Annotated in this window: 13 protein-coding genes, 2 pseudogenes and 3 other annotated features; of the genes and pseudogenes, 2 read left to right on the top strand and 13 right to left on the bottom strand. The window is 36.5% G+C overall.

All coding sequences use genetic code 11. From position 1 onward, the window contains the following. Positions 1-16: 16 nt before the first annotated feature. From ABH959_RS10415 to ABH959_RS10385, 7 genes are all read right to left on the bottom strand, one after another. Entirely contained in the window at positions 17-523 is a 507-nt protein-coding gene (locus ABH959_RS10415) for a SpoIIAA family protein (protein WP_113937541.1), read from the bottom strand. 17 nt (positions 524-540) lie between these two features. After that, entirely contained in the window at positions 541-1,830 is a 1,290-nt protein-coding gene (aroA, locus tag ABH959_RS10410) for a 3-phosphoshikimate 1-carboxyvinyltransferase (RefSeq protein ID WP_113937542.1), read from the bottom strand. Positions 1,831-1,846: 16 nt separating this feature from the next. Further along, positions 1,847-2,947 (bottom strand): prephenate dehydrogenase, encoded by a 1,101-nt coding sequence (gene tyrA / locus ABH959_RS10405; protein WP_113937543.1) that lies wholly within the window; start codon positions 2,945-2,947, stop codon positions 1,847-1,849. Further along, the gene (gene hisC / locus ABH959_RS10400; RefSeq protein ID WP_002066031.1) at positions 2,940-4,040 is read right to left on the bottom strand and encodes a histidinol-phosphate transaminase; all 1,101 of its coding nucleotides are present in this window, start codon (positions 4,038-4,040) and stop codon (positions 2,940-2,942) included. The genes tyrA and hisC overlap by 8 nt, the downstream gene beginning before the upstream one ends. 18 nt (positions 4,041-4,058) lie before the next feature. Further along, entirely contained in the window at positions 4,059-5,231 is a 1,173-nt protein-coding gene (gene aroC, locus ABH959_RS10395; RefSeq protein WP_002013434.1) for a chorismate synthase, read from the bottom strand. Between the two features lie 53 nt (positions 5,232-5,284). Next, positions 5,285-5,504: a binding site (T-box leader), on the bottom strand. 9 nt (positions 5,505-5,513) lie between these two features. Beyond that, positions 5,514-6,590, bottom strand: coding sequence for a bifunctional 3-deoxy-7-phosphoheptulonate synthase/chorismate mutase (locus ABH959_RS10390; RefSeq protein WP_002013433.1), 1,077 nt, complete (start codon positions 6,588-6,590; stop codon positions 5,514-5,516). Positions 6,591-6,784: 194 nt separating this feature from the next. Continuing rightward, positions 6,785-7,021, bottom strand: a binding site (T-box leader). 54 nt (positions 7,022-7,075) lie between these two features. Next, positions 7,076-7,312, bottom strand: a binding site (T-box leader). A gap of 108 nt (positions 7,313-7,420) precedes the next feature. After that, positions 7,421-10,933 (bottom strand): DUF4020 domain-containing protein, encoded by a 3,513-nt coding sequence (locus ABH959_RS10385; protein WP_404492554.1) that lies wholly within the window; start codon positions 10,931-10,933, stop codon positions 7,421-7,423. Between the two features lie 150 nt (positions 10,934-11,083). Between ABH959_RS10385 and ABH959_RS10380 the strand changes: the two genes are divergently transcribed. Next, the gene (locus tag ABH959_RS10380; RefSeq protein WP_002032800.1) at positions 11,084-11,521 is read left to right on the top strand and encodes a YndM family protein; all 438 of its coding nucleotides are present in this window, start codon (positions 11,084-11,086) and stop codon (positions 11,519-11,521) included. Positions 11,522-11,725: 204 nt separating this feature from the next. Here the strand turns inward: ABH959_RS10380 and ABH959_RS10375 are convergent, their stop codons facing one another. The 4 genes and pseudogenes from ABH959_RS10375 to ABH959_RS10360 all read right to left on the bottom strand — a co-directional run bounded on the left by ABH959_RS10375 (position 11,726) and on the right by ABH959_RS10360 (position 15,216). Then, positions 11,726-12,250 (bottom strand): cysteine hydrolase family protein, encoded by a 525-nt coding sequence (locus tag ABH959_RS10375; RefSeq protein WP_404492553.1) that lies wholly within the window; start codon positions 12,248-12,250, stop codon positions 11,726-11,728. A gap of 154 nt (positions 12,251-12,404) precedes the next feature. Further along, the gene (locus ABH959_RS10370; RefSeq protein WP_404492552.1) at positions 12,405-13,535 is read right to left on the bottom strand and encodes an RNA-guided endonuclease InsQ/TnpB family protein; all 1,131 of its coding nucleotides are present in this window, start codon (positions 13,533-13,535) and stop codon (positions 12,405-12,407) included. Further along, positions 13,495-14,133 (bottom strand): annotated as a pseudogene (locus ABH959_RS10365) (IS607 family transposase). Before ABH959_RS10365 ends, ABH959_RS10370 begins: the two are co-directional and overlap by 41 nt. Before the next feature lie 543 nt (positions 14,134-14,676). Continuing rightward, the gene (locus tag ABH959_RS10360; RefSeq protein ID WP_404492551.1) at positions 14,677-15,216 is read right to left on the bottom strand and encodes a GNAT family N-acetyltransferase; all 540 of its coding nucleotides are present in this window, start codon (positions 15,214-15,216) and stop codon (positions 14,677-14,679) included. Between the two features lie 220 nt (positions 15,217-15,436). Between ABH959_RS10360 and ABH959_RS10355 the strand changes: the two genes are divergently transcribed. Continuing rightward, positions 15,437-15,937, top strand: coding sequence for a kinase (locus tag ABH959_RS10355; RefSeq protein WP_002142252.1), 501 nt, complete (start codon positions 15,437-15,439; stop codon positions 15,935-15,937). A 29-nt stretch (positions 15,938-15,966) separates the two neighbouring features. On the opposite strand, the pseudogene ABH959_RS10350 reads toward ABH959_RS10355, so the two are convergent. Together ABH959_RS10350 and ABH959_RS10345 are read right to left on the bottom strand one after the other, a co-directional pair. Beyond that, positions 15,967-16,266, bottom strand: a pseudogene (locus ABH959_RS10350) (hypothetical protein); the annotation flags it as partial. Between the two features lie 53 nt (positions 16,267-16,319). Next, on the bottom strand, positions 16,320-17,388 hold a 1,069-nt coding region (locus ABH959_RS10345; RefSeq protein WP_404492550.1), incomplete at its 5' end, for a 3D domain-containing protein.

Raw genomic sequence — 17,388 nt, 5'->3', positions numbered from 1 at the left:
TGGTTCAATAAAGGTTTTATATTGGATATTCATTCAACCAAATTAATGCTTGTTCATAATCGTCGAAAAATTTTACGGATTCTTTCGTATTGGATTGTTGTAAATAATTCATTATCTCCCCTTCTTCAAGGAGAAACGCAATTGCCTTACTGTGATTCAAAATGGTTTCATTGAAGAACTTATCTTTCCATGCTTTTTGAACAGAAAAATGATCTGGCGTGTATCCCTTTCTATCCACCAACAATTTGTATTTCCGCCCCTCGGAAATGAATTGCTGACAAACCTGCTCGAAGCCATTAAACCATTCATAAACATCAGCTGTATTAATCTTGCCAATTAGATGGGTAACAATTAAATCCCCTGAAACTGTTGTGCTGATATTCTGTTTACTCAACTTGGAATCCTCTCCCTTAGTTACAATTATGCGTAAAAATCTCATAAAATCAATAAGGATAAAATTCTTACGCAATAAAGCAACATTATTTACGAAAAAAGCCAACATAAAAAAGCAGATACATTGCATATCTGCTTCTCATCACTTTATTTAGCTAACATTTGCAGTTCTTCAAAAAATGTAGGATACGATACACCTACTGCTTCTGCATCTTCAATCGTTGTTTCTCCTTCAGCTATACAGCCGGCAATCGCAAGCATCATTCCAATGCGGTGATCACCGTGACTATGTACTGTATTTCCTTTTAGCTTACATTTACCGTAAATAATCATTCCGTCGTCGGTCGCTTCAATACGAGCTCCTAGTTTCGTTAGTTCAGCAACGACTGTATCGATACGATTCGTTTCTTTCACTTTTAGCTCGTGTGCATCTTTAATGACTGTAATTCCATCTGCTTGTGTTGCCGCTAAAGCGATAATTGGGATTTCATCAATCAGTCGTGGAATGATATTTCCACCGATTTCGATTCCTTTCAGCGGCGATGTTTCAATTGTAATATTTGCAGCAGGTTCTGATGCTCCTTCGTTAATCTGCTCTACAGTAAACGTAGCGCCCATTTTCTCAAGAACATCAATAATACCTGTACGAGTCGGATTCATTCCCACATTTTGTAATAGTAGTTTACTATTTGGAATAATTGCACCTGCTACTAAGAAAAATGCCGCTGATGATACATCACCTGGCACTTGAACATCTGTTGCGGTTAACTTCTGTCCTCCTGCTAGTTTCACTGTTTTCCCCACGCGAGTTACTGTAACGCCAAACGCCTCAAGCATTCTTTCTGTATGATCGCGGGAAATATGAGGTTCTGTAACAGTTGTTACACCTTCTGCGCGAAGGCCTGCAAGTAAAATAGCTGATTTCACTTGCGCACTTGCTACCGGTGAAGTATATTCAATCGCCTTTAAATTCCCGCCTCGTATTGTGAGCGGCGTAAACGTTCCTTCTTTTCGGCCATCAATTTTTGCACCCATTTGCTTTAGTGGATTTGTTACACGTTGCATCGGTCTCTTCGCAATTGAAGCATCACCTTGCACGCAAGAAAAGAATGGTGTGTTTGCAAGTATTCCTGACATTAATCGAATCGTTGTACCAGAATTACCAACATCTAATACAGCTTTTGGCTCTTGTAAACCTTCTAATCCTGTTCCAATTACCGTAACTTCGTCTCTATTTTGTGTAATCTCTACTCCCATTTCTTTAAAACAAGAAATAGTACTTAAACAATCCGCACCAGGAAGAAATCCTTTAATTGTTGTTTTACCTTCCGCGATTGCGCCAAACATGACAGCGCGATGGGAAATTGATTTATCTCCAGGGATTGTAATTGTGCCATTCAATCCGTTATTTACAGTTTGTACTCTTTTTTCTTTCACGTTGTCACCCTCCTCATTAAATTGTTTCATACGTTTGGTATTCTTCTTTTCCGAGCGCAATTTTTGCCTGCGTTCGATCCTCTTCTCTTTGGAAACTAATTCGTAAAACTCCGAGCAATCCTTCTCGCGCTTCTAATATTTGCAAGTTCGTAATACTAATTTCTTCTTCTGCTAGAATGCTTGTGATATGGGCTAATGCCCCTACTTTATCTAAAACGTCGACGTATAAGTCGTGATAGGCAGGAATCGCCCCTCTTTTTCGAATTGGTAAAGAGTCACGATATTCTTTCGCATCTGCAAAATAACTTTGTATTTCTCCTGCATCTCCTTTAGAAACCGTCTTATATAGCTCTTCCATTTCTGAAATCCATTCTTCTAATAGTTCCAATAAATGCCCGCGATTTTGCTTTACGATATCACTCCACATTTTCGGACTACTTGATGCAATACGTGTTATATCTTTAAATCCGCCTGCCGCTAGTTGATGAATAAGCGGATTATCACCAGCATGTTTCTCAACTTGTTTTACTAATCCTGCTGCAATTAGGTGCGGAAAATGACTAACTATTCCTGTTATATAATCATGTTCTTTTGTATTTAATACAAGAAAATGAGAGCCTGTTCCTTTTAACCATTCTTTTAGCTCGTCTACTTGATCCGCCTGTACGTGATTCATTGGCGTTAAAATGTAAAATGCGTTTTCAAAAAGGTGTGCTTTTGCACTTTCAACTCCAGTTTTATGAGAACCTGCCATTGGATGTCCACCAATAAAAGAAACTTCCTTTGAAAATAAAGCTTCCGCTTCGTTCATAATCGTTCCTTTTGTACTACCAACATCGGTCACTATAACATCTTCTCGTAAATGAAATGATGCAAGTTTGTGTAACAACTTTTTCGTTTCTTCAACTGGAGAGGCAAATACAATTAAATTTGCCTCCTCACATGCACGCTGCAAATCTACTGCTACTTCATCAACTACATGTAATTCTTTTGCGCGCTCTACTTGCTCTTTAAATATGTCATAACCGATAATCGTTACATCGTGCTCTTTTTTAATCGCTAATGCAAGTGAGCCTCCTATTAATCCAGTACCGATTAATACTACCTTTTTACACATTTGCCTCATCTCGAGACTTACCTTTTTTATTTTCAAAGTGTTGTTTTAACACTGAAATCACTCCTTCATTTTGTTCCCTAGTTCCGATTGTAATACGGACACCATTTGGGAACGGACGAATAATAAACCCTGCATGCGCACAAGCTTCATAAATTTCCCCAGCATCATCTACCGGCAAGAAGATAAAGTTCGTTTGCGAAGGATAAAATGGAATTTCATTTTCCGTACAAAAACTCTCGTATTGTTGTAATCCTTCTGTATTAACACGAACTATTTCTTCAATAAACGCTTCATCGTTAAAAGCAATCGTCGCTGCTTTTTGCGCTAATGAAGATACGTTAAATGGCAAACGTACGACATTTAATTTCTCGATTAACTCTTCCTGTCCAATCGCATAACCAACGCGGAAAGAAGCTAATCCGTACGCTTTAGAAAACGTTCTAAGTACAAGAATGTTGTTATGTTTTTCTAGAAGCGGCAATGTCTCAGGGAAATCTTTTGCTGTTACGTATTCATAGTACGCTTCATCAATGACAATTAACGTATTTTCACTAATGCTTTCAATGAATTGAGTCAATTTTCGCTCATTCACATATGTGCCTGTCGGGTTGTTCGGATTACAAATCCATACGATTTTTGTATGTTCATCAACTGCTGAAGAAATTTCATCTAGATCATATACACCGTTCTTTAAAGCAATTTCTTTCACTTCACAGCCTTCAATAATTGCATGATGACGGTACTGAGGGAATGTCGCGCCGGCAGTTACGATATTATCTCCTTTACAGAGCACTGCACGACTTATAATCTGAATGACTTCATCAAGTCCACTACCACAAAGCACTTGTTCCATTTGCACTTGTAATTTCTCTGCAATTGTTTGACGGAGTACTTCAGCACCTCCGTCAGGATATAAAGCATGTTCCTGCCACGATTTTTGTAATTCTCCTAAAACACGAGGTGAACAGCCAAATGGATTTTCATTTGATGCTAACTTAACAAATGAATGATTCCCGTATACTTCTTTCATTTGCTCTGGTGATTTACCTGGTTTATACGGTTGTAATGATGATAGTTGATCTTTTACTCGCATGTTAAATCCACCTTTTCATTAAAATTCTTTTGCGTATTTGTTATGTTGCGAAATATTTTGTTTTAGTAATTCCATGCGATCTTTTCCGAATTGCTCGACTAGTGCACCGGCAAGTTCCCATGCAACGACAGCTTCAGCTACAACACCTGCTGCTGGTACTGCACAGCTATCAGATCTCTCAATACTCGCTTGGAACGCTTCTTTCGTATCAATATCTACGCTTGCTAACGGTTTATATAATGTAGGAATTGGCTTCATTACGCCTCTTACGACAATTGGCATACCTGTTGTCATACCGCCTTCTAAACCGCCGGCATTATTCGTATTTCTCGTGTATCCTTTTTCTTCATCCCATAAAATTTCATCGTGCACTTTACTTCCCGGCTGTCTTGCCGCTTCAAAACCAATTCCGATCTCAGCACCTTTAAACGCATTCACGCTCATAATAGCACCGGCAAGTTTTGCATCTAATTTGCGGTCGTAATGAACGTAGCTACCAACTCCAATTGGCATTCCTTCTGCAATGACTTCGACAATACCGCCTATAGAATCTCCGCTACTTTTCGCATCATCAATCGCATTCATCATCTCTTGTTCTACTTCTTTATCTAAACATCGAACTGGTGAATTTTCAGTTATCGTTTGAATTTCTTCAATTGGTAAGTTTGAAATACGCTTCGCTTGTACCCCACCAATTTCAAGAACATGCCCTGCAATTTCTACGCCTAATTCTTTCAAAATTTGTTTCGCAACTGCACCAGCAGCAACACGAACTGTCGTTTCTCTTGCAGAAGAGCGCTCTAATACGTTTCTTATATCACGATGGCCGTATTTAATTGCTCCGTTTAAATCCGCATGTCCTGGACGTGGTTTCGTTATAGTACGTTTCATTTCTTTACTTTCTTGCTCCGAAATTGGTTCAGCACCCATTACTTTCGTCCAATGTTTGAAATCATCATTTTTTACGATTAACGTAATTGGTGAACCAAGTGTCATTCCGTGACGTACACCACTTGCAATTTCAACTGTATCTGTTTCAATTTGCATGCGTCTTCCGCGCCCATGCCCTTTTTGTCTTCTTAATAATTCTTTATTAATATGTTCCGCTGTTAATGTTAAACCTGCTGGTACACCTTCTAAAATAACTGTTAACTGCGGCCCATGTGATTCTCCAGCTGTAATATATCTCATTTCTCTTGCCCCTTTACTATTTTTTTGTACAAAAAAGTCCCTACTGAGCGCTCAGTAGGGACGATGTTTATCGCGGTACCACCCTAGTTGTAGACTTCTTTCGTCTACCTCTCTTCTTCTTTAACGATCGTTTGACCGTCTTTCTCTCCAAAAGTTGGCGGGAAAGATGCTCCAAGGCTGTAATTCATGCTTACCTTTGTACTGATTCACACCGGCCATCAGCTCTCTTTAACAGTGAGATAAGCACTACTGTTTCCTCTTCAGCGCATTTATGATATGGAATTAAGATAATTTATTTTTGAAACCTTTTAACTCATCCATGAATCTATGGAATTCTGGAATATCCATTTGTTGCGCAGAATCTGATAACGCAACTGCTGGGTCTGGATGTACTTCCGCCATTACTGCATCTGCTCCAATTGCAAGTGCCGCTTTCGCTGTTGGTAATAATAAATCTCTACGTCCTGTTGAATGTGTTACGTCAACGATAACTGGTAAATGTGTTTCTTTCTTTAAAATCGGTACTGCTGAAATATCTAATGTGTTACGTGTCGCTCTCTCGTATGTGCGAATACCGCGCTCACAAAGAATAATTTGGTCATTACCTTGTGCAATAATGTATTCCGCTGCATTAATGAACTCATCAATTGTTGCTGCTAACCCACGTTTTAGTAATACTGGCTTGTTAACTTTACCTACAGCTCGTAGTAAATCGAAGTTTTGCATGTTACGTGCTCCAACTTGAATTACATCAACGTATTCTAGCGCCATTTCTACGTCATTCGGATTTAAAATTTCACTAATAATCGCTAAGTCGAACTCATCTGCTACTTGTCGTAAAATTTGTAAACCTTCTACTCCTAAACCTTGGAAATCGTATGGAGATGTTCTCGGTTTGAAGGCACCGCCGCGCATTAATTTAAGTCCTTGGTCTTTCATAGCTTGCCCTACTTGGCGAACTTGCTCTAAACTTTCTACCGCACAAGGTCCCATGATGAACGTTTGTGTTCCGTTTCCAATCAATTCACCTTTAACATTAACAATTGTATTTTCTTTTTTCTTTTTACGTGAAACTAGTAATGCTTTACGGTTATCATCTTCTTGCAATTCTAAGCTAGCTTTGAAAATCGTTTTGAAAATATGTTGAATCGTTGACGTTTCGAATGGTCCTTCGTTATGCTCTGCAAGCATATCAAGCACTTCACGCTCACGTACTGGATCAAAGCGTTTCGTACCTTGTACTTGTTTTTGCTCTCCAATTTTTTGAACGATTTCACCGCGTTTGTTTAATAGGTGTAATAGTTGTAAGTTAATTTCATCTACCTGTTTACGTAATTGATCTAATTCGTGATTTGCCATTTGGAAATCCTCCTCTAATGTTTTAAAAGTATAGTAAGAGAATAAAAAATTCTCTATTTTCTGAACTGGTTAATTATACAAATTTAAAGTGGAATCGATACCTCTTCTTATTTTAAACTAATAATTACCATAAAGACACTAACTACTAGTTAATAAGCCACTTTTTTGTACAAAAAAGCCCTACTGATTCAATCAGTAGGGACGATATTTATCGCGGTACCACCCTAGTTGTAGACTTATTTCGTCTACCTCTCTTCATTGTTAACGATCATCTGACCGTCTTTCCCTTCATAAAGACAATAACTATCTTTACTACGAAAAAGATGCTCCAGGAATGTAATTCGCTCTTGTTTTTGTACTGGTTCACACCAACCACCAGCTCTCTGTTACAGGGAAACAACAACTACTGCTTTTCCTTTCAATGCATGACTATTTTATTTTCAAGTCGGACCACTAAAATACAAAAAGTCCCTACTGAATAAATCAGTAGGGACGATATTTATCGCGGTACCACCCTAGTTGTAGACTAACTTTCCGTCTACCTCTCTTCACTGTTAACGATCATTTGACCGCTTTCCCTTCATAAAGACAATACTATCTTTACTACGAAAAAGATGCTCCAAGACTGTAATTCATGATTATCCCTGTACTGGTTCACACCAACCACCAGCTCTCTGTTACAGTAAGACTAACCACTACTGTGATCTCTTCATTGCACTTTGTTTATTCAAATGTTTTTGAAATTGAATAAGTATGATTCGTATTATAGAACGCTTTTCAAAACACTGTCAATAGCTTTTTATATATTTTTTTAAAATTCCACTTCTGCCCTATGATTCCTCTTGTAAATTCTCCGTTACGATTCCGATGCGAATTATTTCATTTTCTATTAAATTTAATACATGTCTTTCTACTTCATACCTGGTTAATAGTTCTTTTATTTGTATGATCTCACTTTCAAGTAAATCAGCTTCTTGACACGTCTGAAGTAAAGTGAAAAACACATTTGCATACAATTCTTTATACGCTTTCATACGCTCTTTCTTTTCAAGTATCTCTATAAACAACTGTTTCATTTCTTCTTGATTAGATTGTCCTTCCACACCTTGAACTTTACTAGAAATAATATTTAATCCTTTTTCTAAAACCTCATCCATGCATAAAACAATACGTAAAAGCATCATATATTCTCTCGTTGTTATTACGCCCATTTTCGGACGTTCTCTTAAAAACACACTAAGCCACGCTGTCCAAAATTTTTGTTGTTCCTTACCACTTAACGTTTTTACGTAGTAGCATAAATACTGAATAAATTTAATTTTATTCTCTTCGTTTTCTTGCATCAAAAGTGGATATAACCAATCTGTTTTTTGCTCCCAATATAATACGCATTTAATAAATACAAAGCTAAGCCATTTTAAAAATGCTTCTCTCGTATATGGATGTAGTGCATCTAAATGTTCTACCGCATACTTAATATATCGCCTTATTTCTGTAAACAAAGGTACATTAATTTGCGTATAACATAATCCTGCCCACGCATATTTCGTAAGCTCACTTTCTTTCTTTAAATCTAAGTAAGGTAGTACATTTTTCCGACACCATTGCTTCTCAATATGGTATAAAAACGTAATATCTGCTGTTAAACGCACAAACATGAAGTTCGTTCTTTCCGAAGTAACCCTTACCTGCTCCTCAAATAAAAATAAATATTCATACACGTTGCGATCGTATAAATGATCATATGCTAGCAGTTTTAGTAATACAGCAGTCATCTTCCCAACAGGATGCTGAATAGATTCATTGTAAAACTCTTGTTTTCCAATCTTAAAATCCGATTCCCCTCTCATAACTTGTGGAAGTACAGAAAAAGCAAAGCGTTTTACAATCCTTATACTATTTTCATCTAACTCTTCTAATCGATTACTAATTTCATATAGAAAACTACTAATTAACCAATGAAAAGCAGTATTTCTAATAAATTTCTGCAATAACGGAATGATTTTTTGAATTTGTTCATTCGCCAAATTCCGGTTATTTCGCCACTCTCTAATACATACAAACCATACTTCATTACTAATTTCGTGCACGCCTACTAGTTGATAAGCAAACGAAATACTCCACTCTACATTCAATTTACACGCTTTTGATAACATCTCTAAAAAATGGCGTTGTTCAAAAACACCGTCTCTTGAAAATTGCCGAACTTGCTCCATTATTTCATCGTCTTTCAGCTGCAGTAATCCATCAGCTGTTACATTGCATGTAATACGTTGTTCATTTGCCTCTTTCTTTGGAACACTGTATAGATCTGAAGAAAAATGGGGGTGTTTCTGTTTCATTAGCTCGTATCCTTCCGCCGTACACTTACTATTCGAATCACACGTGAATAGTAAGTCTAATACAAGACAAGCATCAAACGCCCTCTCTTCTGCAAGATACTCTAATACATGTTGAATTACTTCTTCTTTCGTTTCCTCTAAAGCATCTGCGTAATAATTCTTTAAAAGTTGAAACACTTCATGTTTACATGTGAAATCTAACAGAACATCTACATGTAACAACCACTTCAGTTTGTCATCCGCTGTAACGAATACATTATTAATCATTGCTTCAATTGCAATTCGCTTTTGAAGTACACTATCAGTTTCTATCATTTCTGTAATATAATGATTTGCTTTTTTCTCATTGCTTTCACATAAATATGTAAGACACTCTTTTACAATTTGAATTAAAAATGTAAAATCATTTTGCTGTAACTCCTGCTCTGAAATTTCTCTATCTCTTCTTTTCAGTGCATTTTGTCTTAATGACAATAGTTGTATCTTTTCTAACCCCGTAACCATAATCGGATTTGCGTAATAAGCGATATGTGGCCTCATTTTCTCTTTCCAAATTCGCTCCACATGAGAAAAAATAGGCATCGGTATACGACTCGACTCCTCGAGTTCAATCGACTCTTGCGTATCATTTCCCCATCTTCTTACACGCTTCAATTTTAGTTTTCCATCTAAAATAAACGTTAATAGCAACAAGCCAATTTCTTTATGCTCAGGGAAAGAACATTTTTGCAATAAATATGTGATCATTTCAATAGAGCTACTATCTTTCTCTGCTGTTTCTAATAAAAGCAATGTCCATCTTGCAAACAACAAAGGGTCCATCGTTTCTTTCGTTTCGTTTAAGTAAGTACAAATTGTTCGCCACCATAACGGGGATATTTTAGAATGATTTTTAAAAATCAATTGAAATAGTTCTTTTTGATGACTAAATAGAAATTGCTCCACCAACCATTCCGCAAGCAATTCATCTACTTCATCATAATTTGCTGTAAGCAGAAATAAATTTCTTAGTTTCCCTTCTGCTTCAAGCCATTCCACCCATTCATAATCACGAGCAAATTCAACGAAGTACCGAACGGTTTCAATTTTTTTTATTGACTGTTTTATATAGGATAATTGCTCCTGCTCTACTGATGGAGGAACCGTTACAATATCACGAATACGCATTCTTTTCGTAATATAATTATCCCCCATTAATTCCGCCCACCGCTTCACCGCTTTCACAAGCGCCTGATGATTATTTGCTTTATTCGGATACACAATCGGTCTTATCCCTAAATGCTCCCAATGATATGTATTATCACCTTGTGCGACGAAAGCATAACGCCTTGTACTCGGTGGTAAGCCTGTTGCTAAATATTTCATTACAGGATCATTATGACTATACCCAACGAATAAAACAGTGTAATTTGAGAATAAATCAACTAAAAATCGTCTCGCCCATCCTTCTGTTAAGTAAGCCCTTCCAAAATCACCATCCGTTAAAATTAAAGCTTCTTTCTCTTGTTCTACATTCCCATGTATGTAAGCCAACCCTTTAAACGCTCTCCCTGTCGGTAAAGCAGGTGCATAATAAATATTCAGCTCTCTATTCATTTCTGTAATTACAGACGTAAAATGTTGATCAAAGTTTGTCGTTACAATTCGAACATCCGTATCTAACGGAAACAGCCTTGGAATCGCATAGTGTAATGGATTTGGTTTTGATTTTTCTATATTAACGAGGTCTCTTGCAACTTGATGCACATCTTTCGTTTTCGCAATTTTACCGAGATAATAATCGTGGGGTTCTGTCATCTCACGCCTTTCGACATATAAAGCTTTCGAAATTTCATCAACTAAATCATCGAAATTCGGTAAGTTTGATTTTCCCTTCATAGAAACTCCTGCTCCAACGAATAATACTAACTTACCTTGTTCAAGGTGATCGATTAACTCATCTGGAATTTCTACTTCTGAAGTTATCCACATCCCGGATTCCCCCTTACCTAAAAATGTCATACGCTCTCATTTCACTATAACATTTTTTAATTGTTTTTTTAATATTTAGATAAAATTCCAGCATGATAAAGTTTTATATAAATTAAACCGTTCCAATGTATGAACTCCTGAATTTATTGTAAAACTATGTATAAATGGGAGGTGTAAATATTGAGTGATATTACTGTAATACTTATCAAATTTATATCATGCATCATCGCTTTTAGTATCGGACTAGCTCTATTTTTCCCAGCAACGCTCGTCCAAATCATTTCTTTTAGTCTCTTCGTCACAATCGTTTCTTATATGTTTGTTGATAAAATTATTTTAAATCGAATTGGCAATTCCGCTGCCATTATGACGGATTTCTTACTTACGTATTTAAGTGTTTGGATTTTCGGTAATATTTTATTAGACAACTACATGCAAATTGCATGGGGCAGTATCCTTTCTGCCATCGTCTTTACATTATCAGAAGTAATCGTCCATCGCTTTTCTAATTCCCACACAAGGCACAGCAATGATAACATTCGAATTAATCGCCGGTTTGCATATGGCACGGAGTTTGCTGAAGAACAGAATGTGTTGGATAAAGATAAGAAGAAATAAAGCCATAATTACTGGTGCAAAAAAGTAGCTGTCTCATCAGTCGAATTTTTGACGATGTGGCGCTCCTTTTTGTTTTTTGTACTATCAATACGGTGAATGAAATTATATCAACGATTCGATAAGAAATATCGATTTATCGCCAACGTTTGATAGCCTATCTTCAAATAAAAAAGCTGCCCCATTAAGAGACAGCAACTTCTGTAATTACGCTTTTACTTTTAAATCTTTTAACGTAATAACATCTGCAAATGATCCAAATACAACATTATGATGTTTTACAATATCTTCAGCGCGTAATACATCTGTGTCAAATGTACTATGTGCATCACTTACTAATGTTACTTTATACCCTTCACTAAACGCTCTTCGCGTTGTCGTATCAACACAGTACTCTGTTTGCATTCCTGAAATAATAACATGCTCAATCCCTTTTCCTCGTAACACTTCGTTTAAGTTTGTCTTATGGAATGAGTCTGGAGTCGTCTTTTCAACGACAAGCTCCCCTTCTCGCGGAGCAATCGCCGCATGCACTTTCCAGCCATCTGTACCTTTTTCTAACGGATGATCTTTTGGTCCGTTATGTTGTACATAAATAACCGGAATACCATTTGAACGACATTCCCCAATGAGCTCTTGCAACGTTTCTAAAAATTTTTCCCCATTATGTACTGGGATTCCTGCTGTATACATACCCGCTTGCACATCAATAACTATTAATGCTTTTTTCATTTCACACAGCTCCGATACGATAAACTTAACTAAATCTATACAATTCAATCAAATTTACACAAGTTAGTGCTTCATCGTGTTCTCGCAACCCCGAAGGGACGAGGGGTATAACACTCCACACGAGGCAGTATCGTTACCTCCTATTATCAAGCATTTATTTTACCCATCTTGATAAATTTATCGAAGCATTTAAATCCCTTTCGTGATGGCTATTGCACCCAACACAACACCACTCACGTATTTTTAAACTCCACTGTCCTTCTGGTTGAACTGAATGGTCGTATTTAACGCCACAACATGAGCAAATCTTACTTGAGGCGAACCATTTATCAGCTTTTACATACTCAATGCCATACTTATCGCACTTGTATGATAAACATTGAAAGAAGAAATTTAATTTTTGAAATGAAAATGCTTTCGATAGTTTTTTGTTTTTTAACAGGTTTGAGATAGGTAAGTCTTCCACAACAATCCTCATTGGTTTGGTTTTCACCAATTTAGCTGTCGCTTGATGGATATGGTTATTTCGGATATTCTTAATTTCCCTAGACAACCGCAGGTGTTCAGTTTTTGCTTTTTCATATCCCGCGGATTGAATTTTCACACCTTTTGTAAATCTCCTAGACATATCTCTTTGCGCTGACTTTTTCCTTTTCAAAAGTTTTTTAACCTTGGCATCTTTGTTTATATTTCGTTCTTTCGTACCATTAGAAGCTACAAACAACTCTTTTAAACCAACATCCACACCAATCGACTCATCGGTTAATTCTTGTGCTTCAAAGGATTCTCCGAACCCTACACTAATCCACCAGTGACGACCATCAAAGGTAACTCTTGGATTTGATGGTTTTTTGTTTCTTGGTAGTTGCTGGCTTGTTTTCACTTCTCCAATGGACTGAATATCAACTACTTTCTTTCCTATAATCAGTCTTTCATAATTGGCATAAAATCCTTGGATTAAATCTTTTTTGGATTTATAAGAAGTGTGATAACCATTTTTGTACTTTTCGAACGAATGTTTCCTCGCCTTGTCAAAATCTTTTGAAGCCTGTTTGGGAACTTGTGCATTGATATCTTTTAACCACTTATATCTCTTTCGCTGCTTGATCTTTGTAAATCGTTTCTGTAAAGCTAACTGTGAAACAGATTTTCCAAATAGCTTATAGTATCTATCACTCATTCTTTTACAATAGTTATAAGCGAATCTTGCAGCACCAGCATGGTTTCTAAGCACTTTTTCTTGTTCAGGCGTTGGAATCAGTCTGACTTTCTTCGCCAATATCATCAGAAGTCAACTCCTTGATTATCTGTTTGGTCTTTTTAGAGCGCTTGCCTTGAAGTTTACAACTAAATACTGTAATGATTTGAACAAGGTCTTCTACGACCTCCTGTTCTTCTGTTTTAGCAGTATTGTCAATTACTTCAATCGCTGTTCCATGTAGTTGACAGATCTTTTCAACCAACTCATAACCGAACCGCACAAGTCTATCTTTGTGCATGACAACAATTTTTTCAACCTCATTGTTCTCAATGCGTTCAATTAACTTGTTAAAGCCTTTTTCTTATAGTTGATTCCAGAACCAATATCTTCGATAATTTCAAATTGATAACCTCGCGCGATAAGATAATTGCTTCATTCTATCGACTTGTCTTTCTAGGTCGTTTTTTTGACTCGAAGAACTGACTCTACAATAGCCAATTACTGTGCGATTATTTGGGCGCTCCCCTTTTAGATAATGAAAGATTTGTTCTTCTGAATAGTAGCGTGTTCCACCAGCAGTCACCTTTTCAGGTACTAATTCACCGCTTTTGTGCATTCTCCTAAGACTACTAGGATGCAAACCTGTTAATTCCGATACTTGACTAACTCGTAAAAATTTCATTATTATTCTCACCTCATTGGATTTACCTTAGCACATACGTTCGGTATATTCAACGAGATTTGATAGATTTAATTAAATTTATCTCGTTCAACTAAGGGCGCAAGTCCTTAGCCAGTTCTCTTATGAACTTCTCATGTTTTCACATGAGCGCAGACTATATGTTTATCTCTTTAGAGATAGAGGATTTTTCCATCACCATAGGCTTGTGATGTACTCTCGTCAGTTATACGAGATAGTCGTTGAACGTTCATCTTATCAATTTTAACTTAGATGATTCGATGCGGAAGACCCATTGTTCTAGTGTTTAGGATTTAACCTTGCACGATCTGATTGATTTTTCTGCTTTCGCAACATTCACGCTCACCATTTCTAGCCACGTTGTAGTTCAATCAGCTTTAGGGATTGCCCGCAGTTAACCCTCACTACTAGCCAATCACTTGACTAGCAGGGCTTACTGCTATATTTAATTAACTTTAGTTATAATTGATTAAATAAATCGTAACAGTTAATTACCCTTTATTTTTATAAGCCCCTGCATATTTATTATAATTGTTTATATTCTACCATCCAACAATCTTCTAATTTCCCTTCATGCAGTTCATGTTTCTCTAGTACTTTCACCTTTTTAAACCCGCATTTTTCATAACAGCTTATCGCACGTTCATTATTTACTTTAGGATCCATCGCTATCGCTTCTGCTCCTAAGTTCTCCATTATGTATGTAATTGCTGCTTGAACAAGTTTTGTTCCAATTCCTTTTCCCCAAAAAATCGGTTCACCGATGAATTGGTCCATGCCCCATACATTTTGTGATTCTTCATATCCATATAACGCTTTCCATTCAGAATCAACTGGATACATTTGAATGTAACCGATTGGCATTTCATCAAATTCTACTAAGCATCTTTTTTCATTACTGTTTGGATTATGTATAAAATGGGCAAGCACCTTTTCTACAGATTGCGGATTATCTCGTCCTTCGTAATACTGTAGGACTTCTGGGTTTGTTAGCCATTTTGAAATGATAGATGCATCGTTTTTTATTACGTATCTAACTAATAATTGTCCCTTTTGGAATAACATAGGTCACCTCCTTATTAGTTACTCTTATAATAACTTTTCTATATGCGGATAGTAAATTTGTCAAACAGCTTTACTTGCATAATCCCACAATAAGAAATTATCCTGTTCAACCTATACTGAGTATCATAAACTATTATTTAACTAACTAAAAGAATGTTTCCCATAATGAAGTTCTTTTGTAACAGGACCTAAAAAACTAAAACAATTTGGAGATGATACTTTGAAATCAACATTAATTATTCTTCGAGGAAACTCCGCAAGCGGCAAGACAACTATCGCAAAAGAACTGCAAGAGCATTTCGGGCAAGGAACACTTCTAGTCTCACAAGACGTTGTGCGCAGAGATATGCTAAAAGTTCACGATACAATGGGTAACTTATCTCATGATTTACTATTTGAAATTACGAAGTACGGAAAAGGAAAATGTGAATTTGTTATTTTAGAAGGTATTCTAAACAGCGGTAGATATGGAGATATGTTAAAAGAATTAATACATTATTTTGACGACGCACATACATATTACTTCGATTTATCACTAGAGGAAACCATTAGACGACATAATACAAGAGAAAAACGACATGAGTTTGGTGAAGATTTATTAAGTAAATGGTATAACCCTCACGATACAATTGAAGTTGATAAAGAAACTATTTTTACAGATGATTTCATACAAAAAGACATCTTTCATGCGATTCTTAATGATGTGACACATCAAAAATAAGACTGACTTTTTATGTCAGTCTTATTCTTTTATGTTCCTTGAATTTCAGTTTTCATAACGGAACAATCTTTACATACATAATAATATATATTCATTTCCCCAAACTGGAAATCAACTACTGAAATAAGTTCCCGTTCTTCAAGATCTTGTGTAATTGTAGCAACATATTTCATCTCTTTCGAACAAGTTGGACATCCTAAATCTTCTGGAACATCACCATATAAAGGCGCTCCTAACAATCTACATATATATTCCGAACCGAATAAGTCAAAAGCTTCCCAGTAACTATCTTCATCAGTAGGTATATCTTCATTTTTCATATTCGTTAAAAATAAAAGCCAGTCTCAATAAAGAGAACTGACTTCTATTTGGATAACCATTATTATAAAACTTTTACTTTAACAGTTTGCCTTCCCCAGTTCATAGCTTTACTTTTTGAACCCATTAAAACATCAATACGATTTCCTTTAATAGCACTACCAGTATCACCAGCAATAGCTTCTCCATAACCTTCTACCCATACTTTAGATCCTAATGGGATTACCTTCGGATCTACTGCGATAATTCTCATATTAGGATTTGCCGTTAAATCATGACCCATCGCAGTTAAAACGCGTCCACCATATGTACCATTTTCACTTGGATCAGCAGTATATGCTGTCGCTACTACCGTTAATTCACGTTTAGCAGACTGTGTGTTATTTTTAGATACTTCTTGTGTCTTTGTTGCTTCTTTTGCTTTCGCTTCTTCTTTCGCTTTTTCTATTTCTCGTGCTTTCGCTTCTTCCTTAGCCTTTGCTATTTCCTGCGCTTTTGCTTTTGCTTCTTCTTTTGCTTTTTCTATTTCTCGTGCTTTCGCTTCTTCCTTAGCCTTTGCTATTTCCTGCGCTTTTGCTTTTGCTTTTTCTTCTTCTTTTGCTTTTTCTATTTCTCGTGCTTTTTCTTCTTCCTTAGCCTTTGCTATTTCTTGTGCTTTTTCTTCTTCCTTAGCCTTTGCTATTTCTTGTGCTTTTTCTTCTTCCTTAGCCTTTGCTATTTCTTGTGCTTTTTCTTCTTCCTTAGCCTTTGCTATTTCTTGCGCTTTTTCTTCTTCCTTAGCCTTTGCTATTTCTTGCGCTTTCGCTTCTTCCTTAGCCTTTGCTATTTCTTGCGCTTTCGCTTCTTCTTTTACTTTTTCTATTTCGTTTACTTTTGCTTCTTCCTTGGTCTTTGCTATTTCTTCTGCTTTCGTTTCTTCCTTAACTTTTACTCTCTCTGTTACTTTCGCTTCTTCTTTAGGCTTTGCTATTTCTTCTGCTTTCGTTTCTTCCTTAACTTTTACTCTCTCTGTTACTTTCGCTTCTTCTTTAGGCTTTACTATTTCTTCTGCTTTCGTTTCTTCCTTAACTTTTACTCTCTCTGTTACTTTCGCTTCTTCTTTAGGCTTTACTATTTCTTCTGCTTTCGTTTCT

It is taken from the genome of Bacillus sp. RC51 (assembly GCF_044908115.1).
In the GTDB taxonomy this organism is placed as follows: Bacteria; Bacillota; Bacilli; order Bacillales; family Bacillaceae_G; genus Bacillus_A; species Bacillus_A mycoides.
Note: the sequence above shows the minus strand (reverse complement) of the source record. Positions and strands in the feature narration are given on the sequence as shown.

What these genes read in the sequence shown, in the direction of transcription:
- ABH959_RS10370 (WP_404492552.1), bottom strand. Translation starts at nt 13,535, where the DNA reads ATGATATTGGCGAAGAAAGTCAGACTGATTCCAACGCCTGAACAAGAA.
- ABH959_RS10360 (WP_404492551.1), bottom strand. Translation starts at nt 15,216, where the DNA reads ATGTTATTCCAAAAGGGACAATTATTAGTTAGATACGTAATAAAAAAC.
- ABH959_RS10375 (WP_404492553.1), bottom strand. Translation starts at nt 12,250, where the DNA reads ATGAAAAAAGCATTAATAGTTATTGATGTGCAAGCGGGTATGTATACA.
- ABH959_RS10390 (WP_002013433.1), bottom strand. Translation starts at nt 6,590, where the DNA reads ATGGCAAATCACGAATTAGATCAATTACGTAAACAGGTAGATGAAATT.
- tyrA (WP_113937543.1), bottom strand. Translation starts at nt 2,947, where the DNA reads ATGTGTAAAAAGGTAGTATTAATCGGTACTGGATTAATAGGAGGCTCA.
- hisC (WP_002066031.1), bottom strand. Translation starts at nt 4,040, where the DNA reads ATGCGAGTAAAAGATCAACTATCATCATTACAACCGTATAAACCAGGT.
- aroC (WP_002013434.1), bottom strand. Translation starts at nt 5,231, where the DNA reads ATGAGATATATTACAGCTGGAGAATCACATGGGCCGCAGTTAACAGTT.
- ABH959_RS10385 (WP_404492554.1), bottom strand. Translation starts at nt 10,933, where the DNA reads ATGACATTTTTAGGTAAGGGGGAATCCGGGATGTGGATAACTTCAGAA.
- ABH959_RS10415 (WP_113937541.1), bottom strand. Translation starts at nt 523, where the DNA reads ATGCAATGTATCTGCTTTTTTATGTTGGCTTTTTTCGTAAATAATGTT.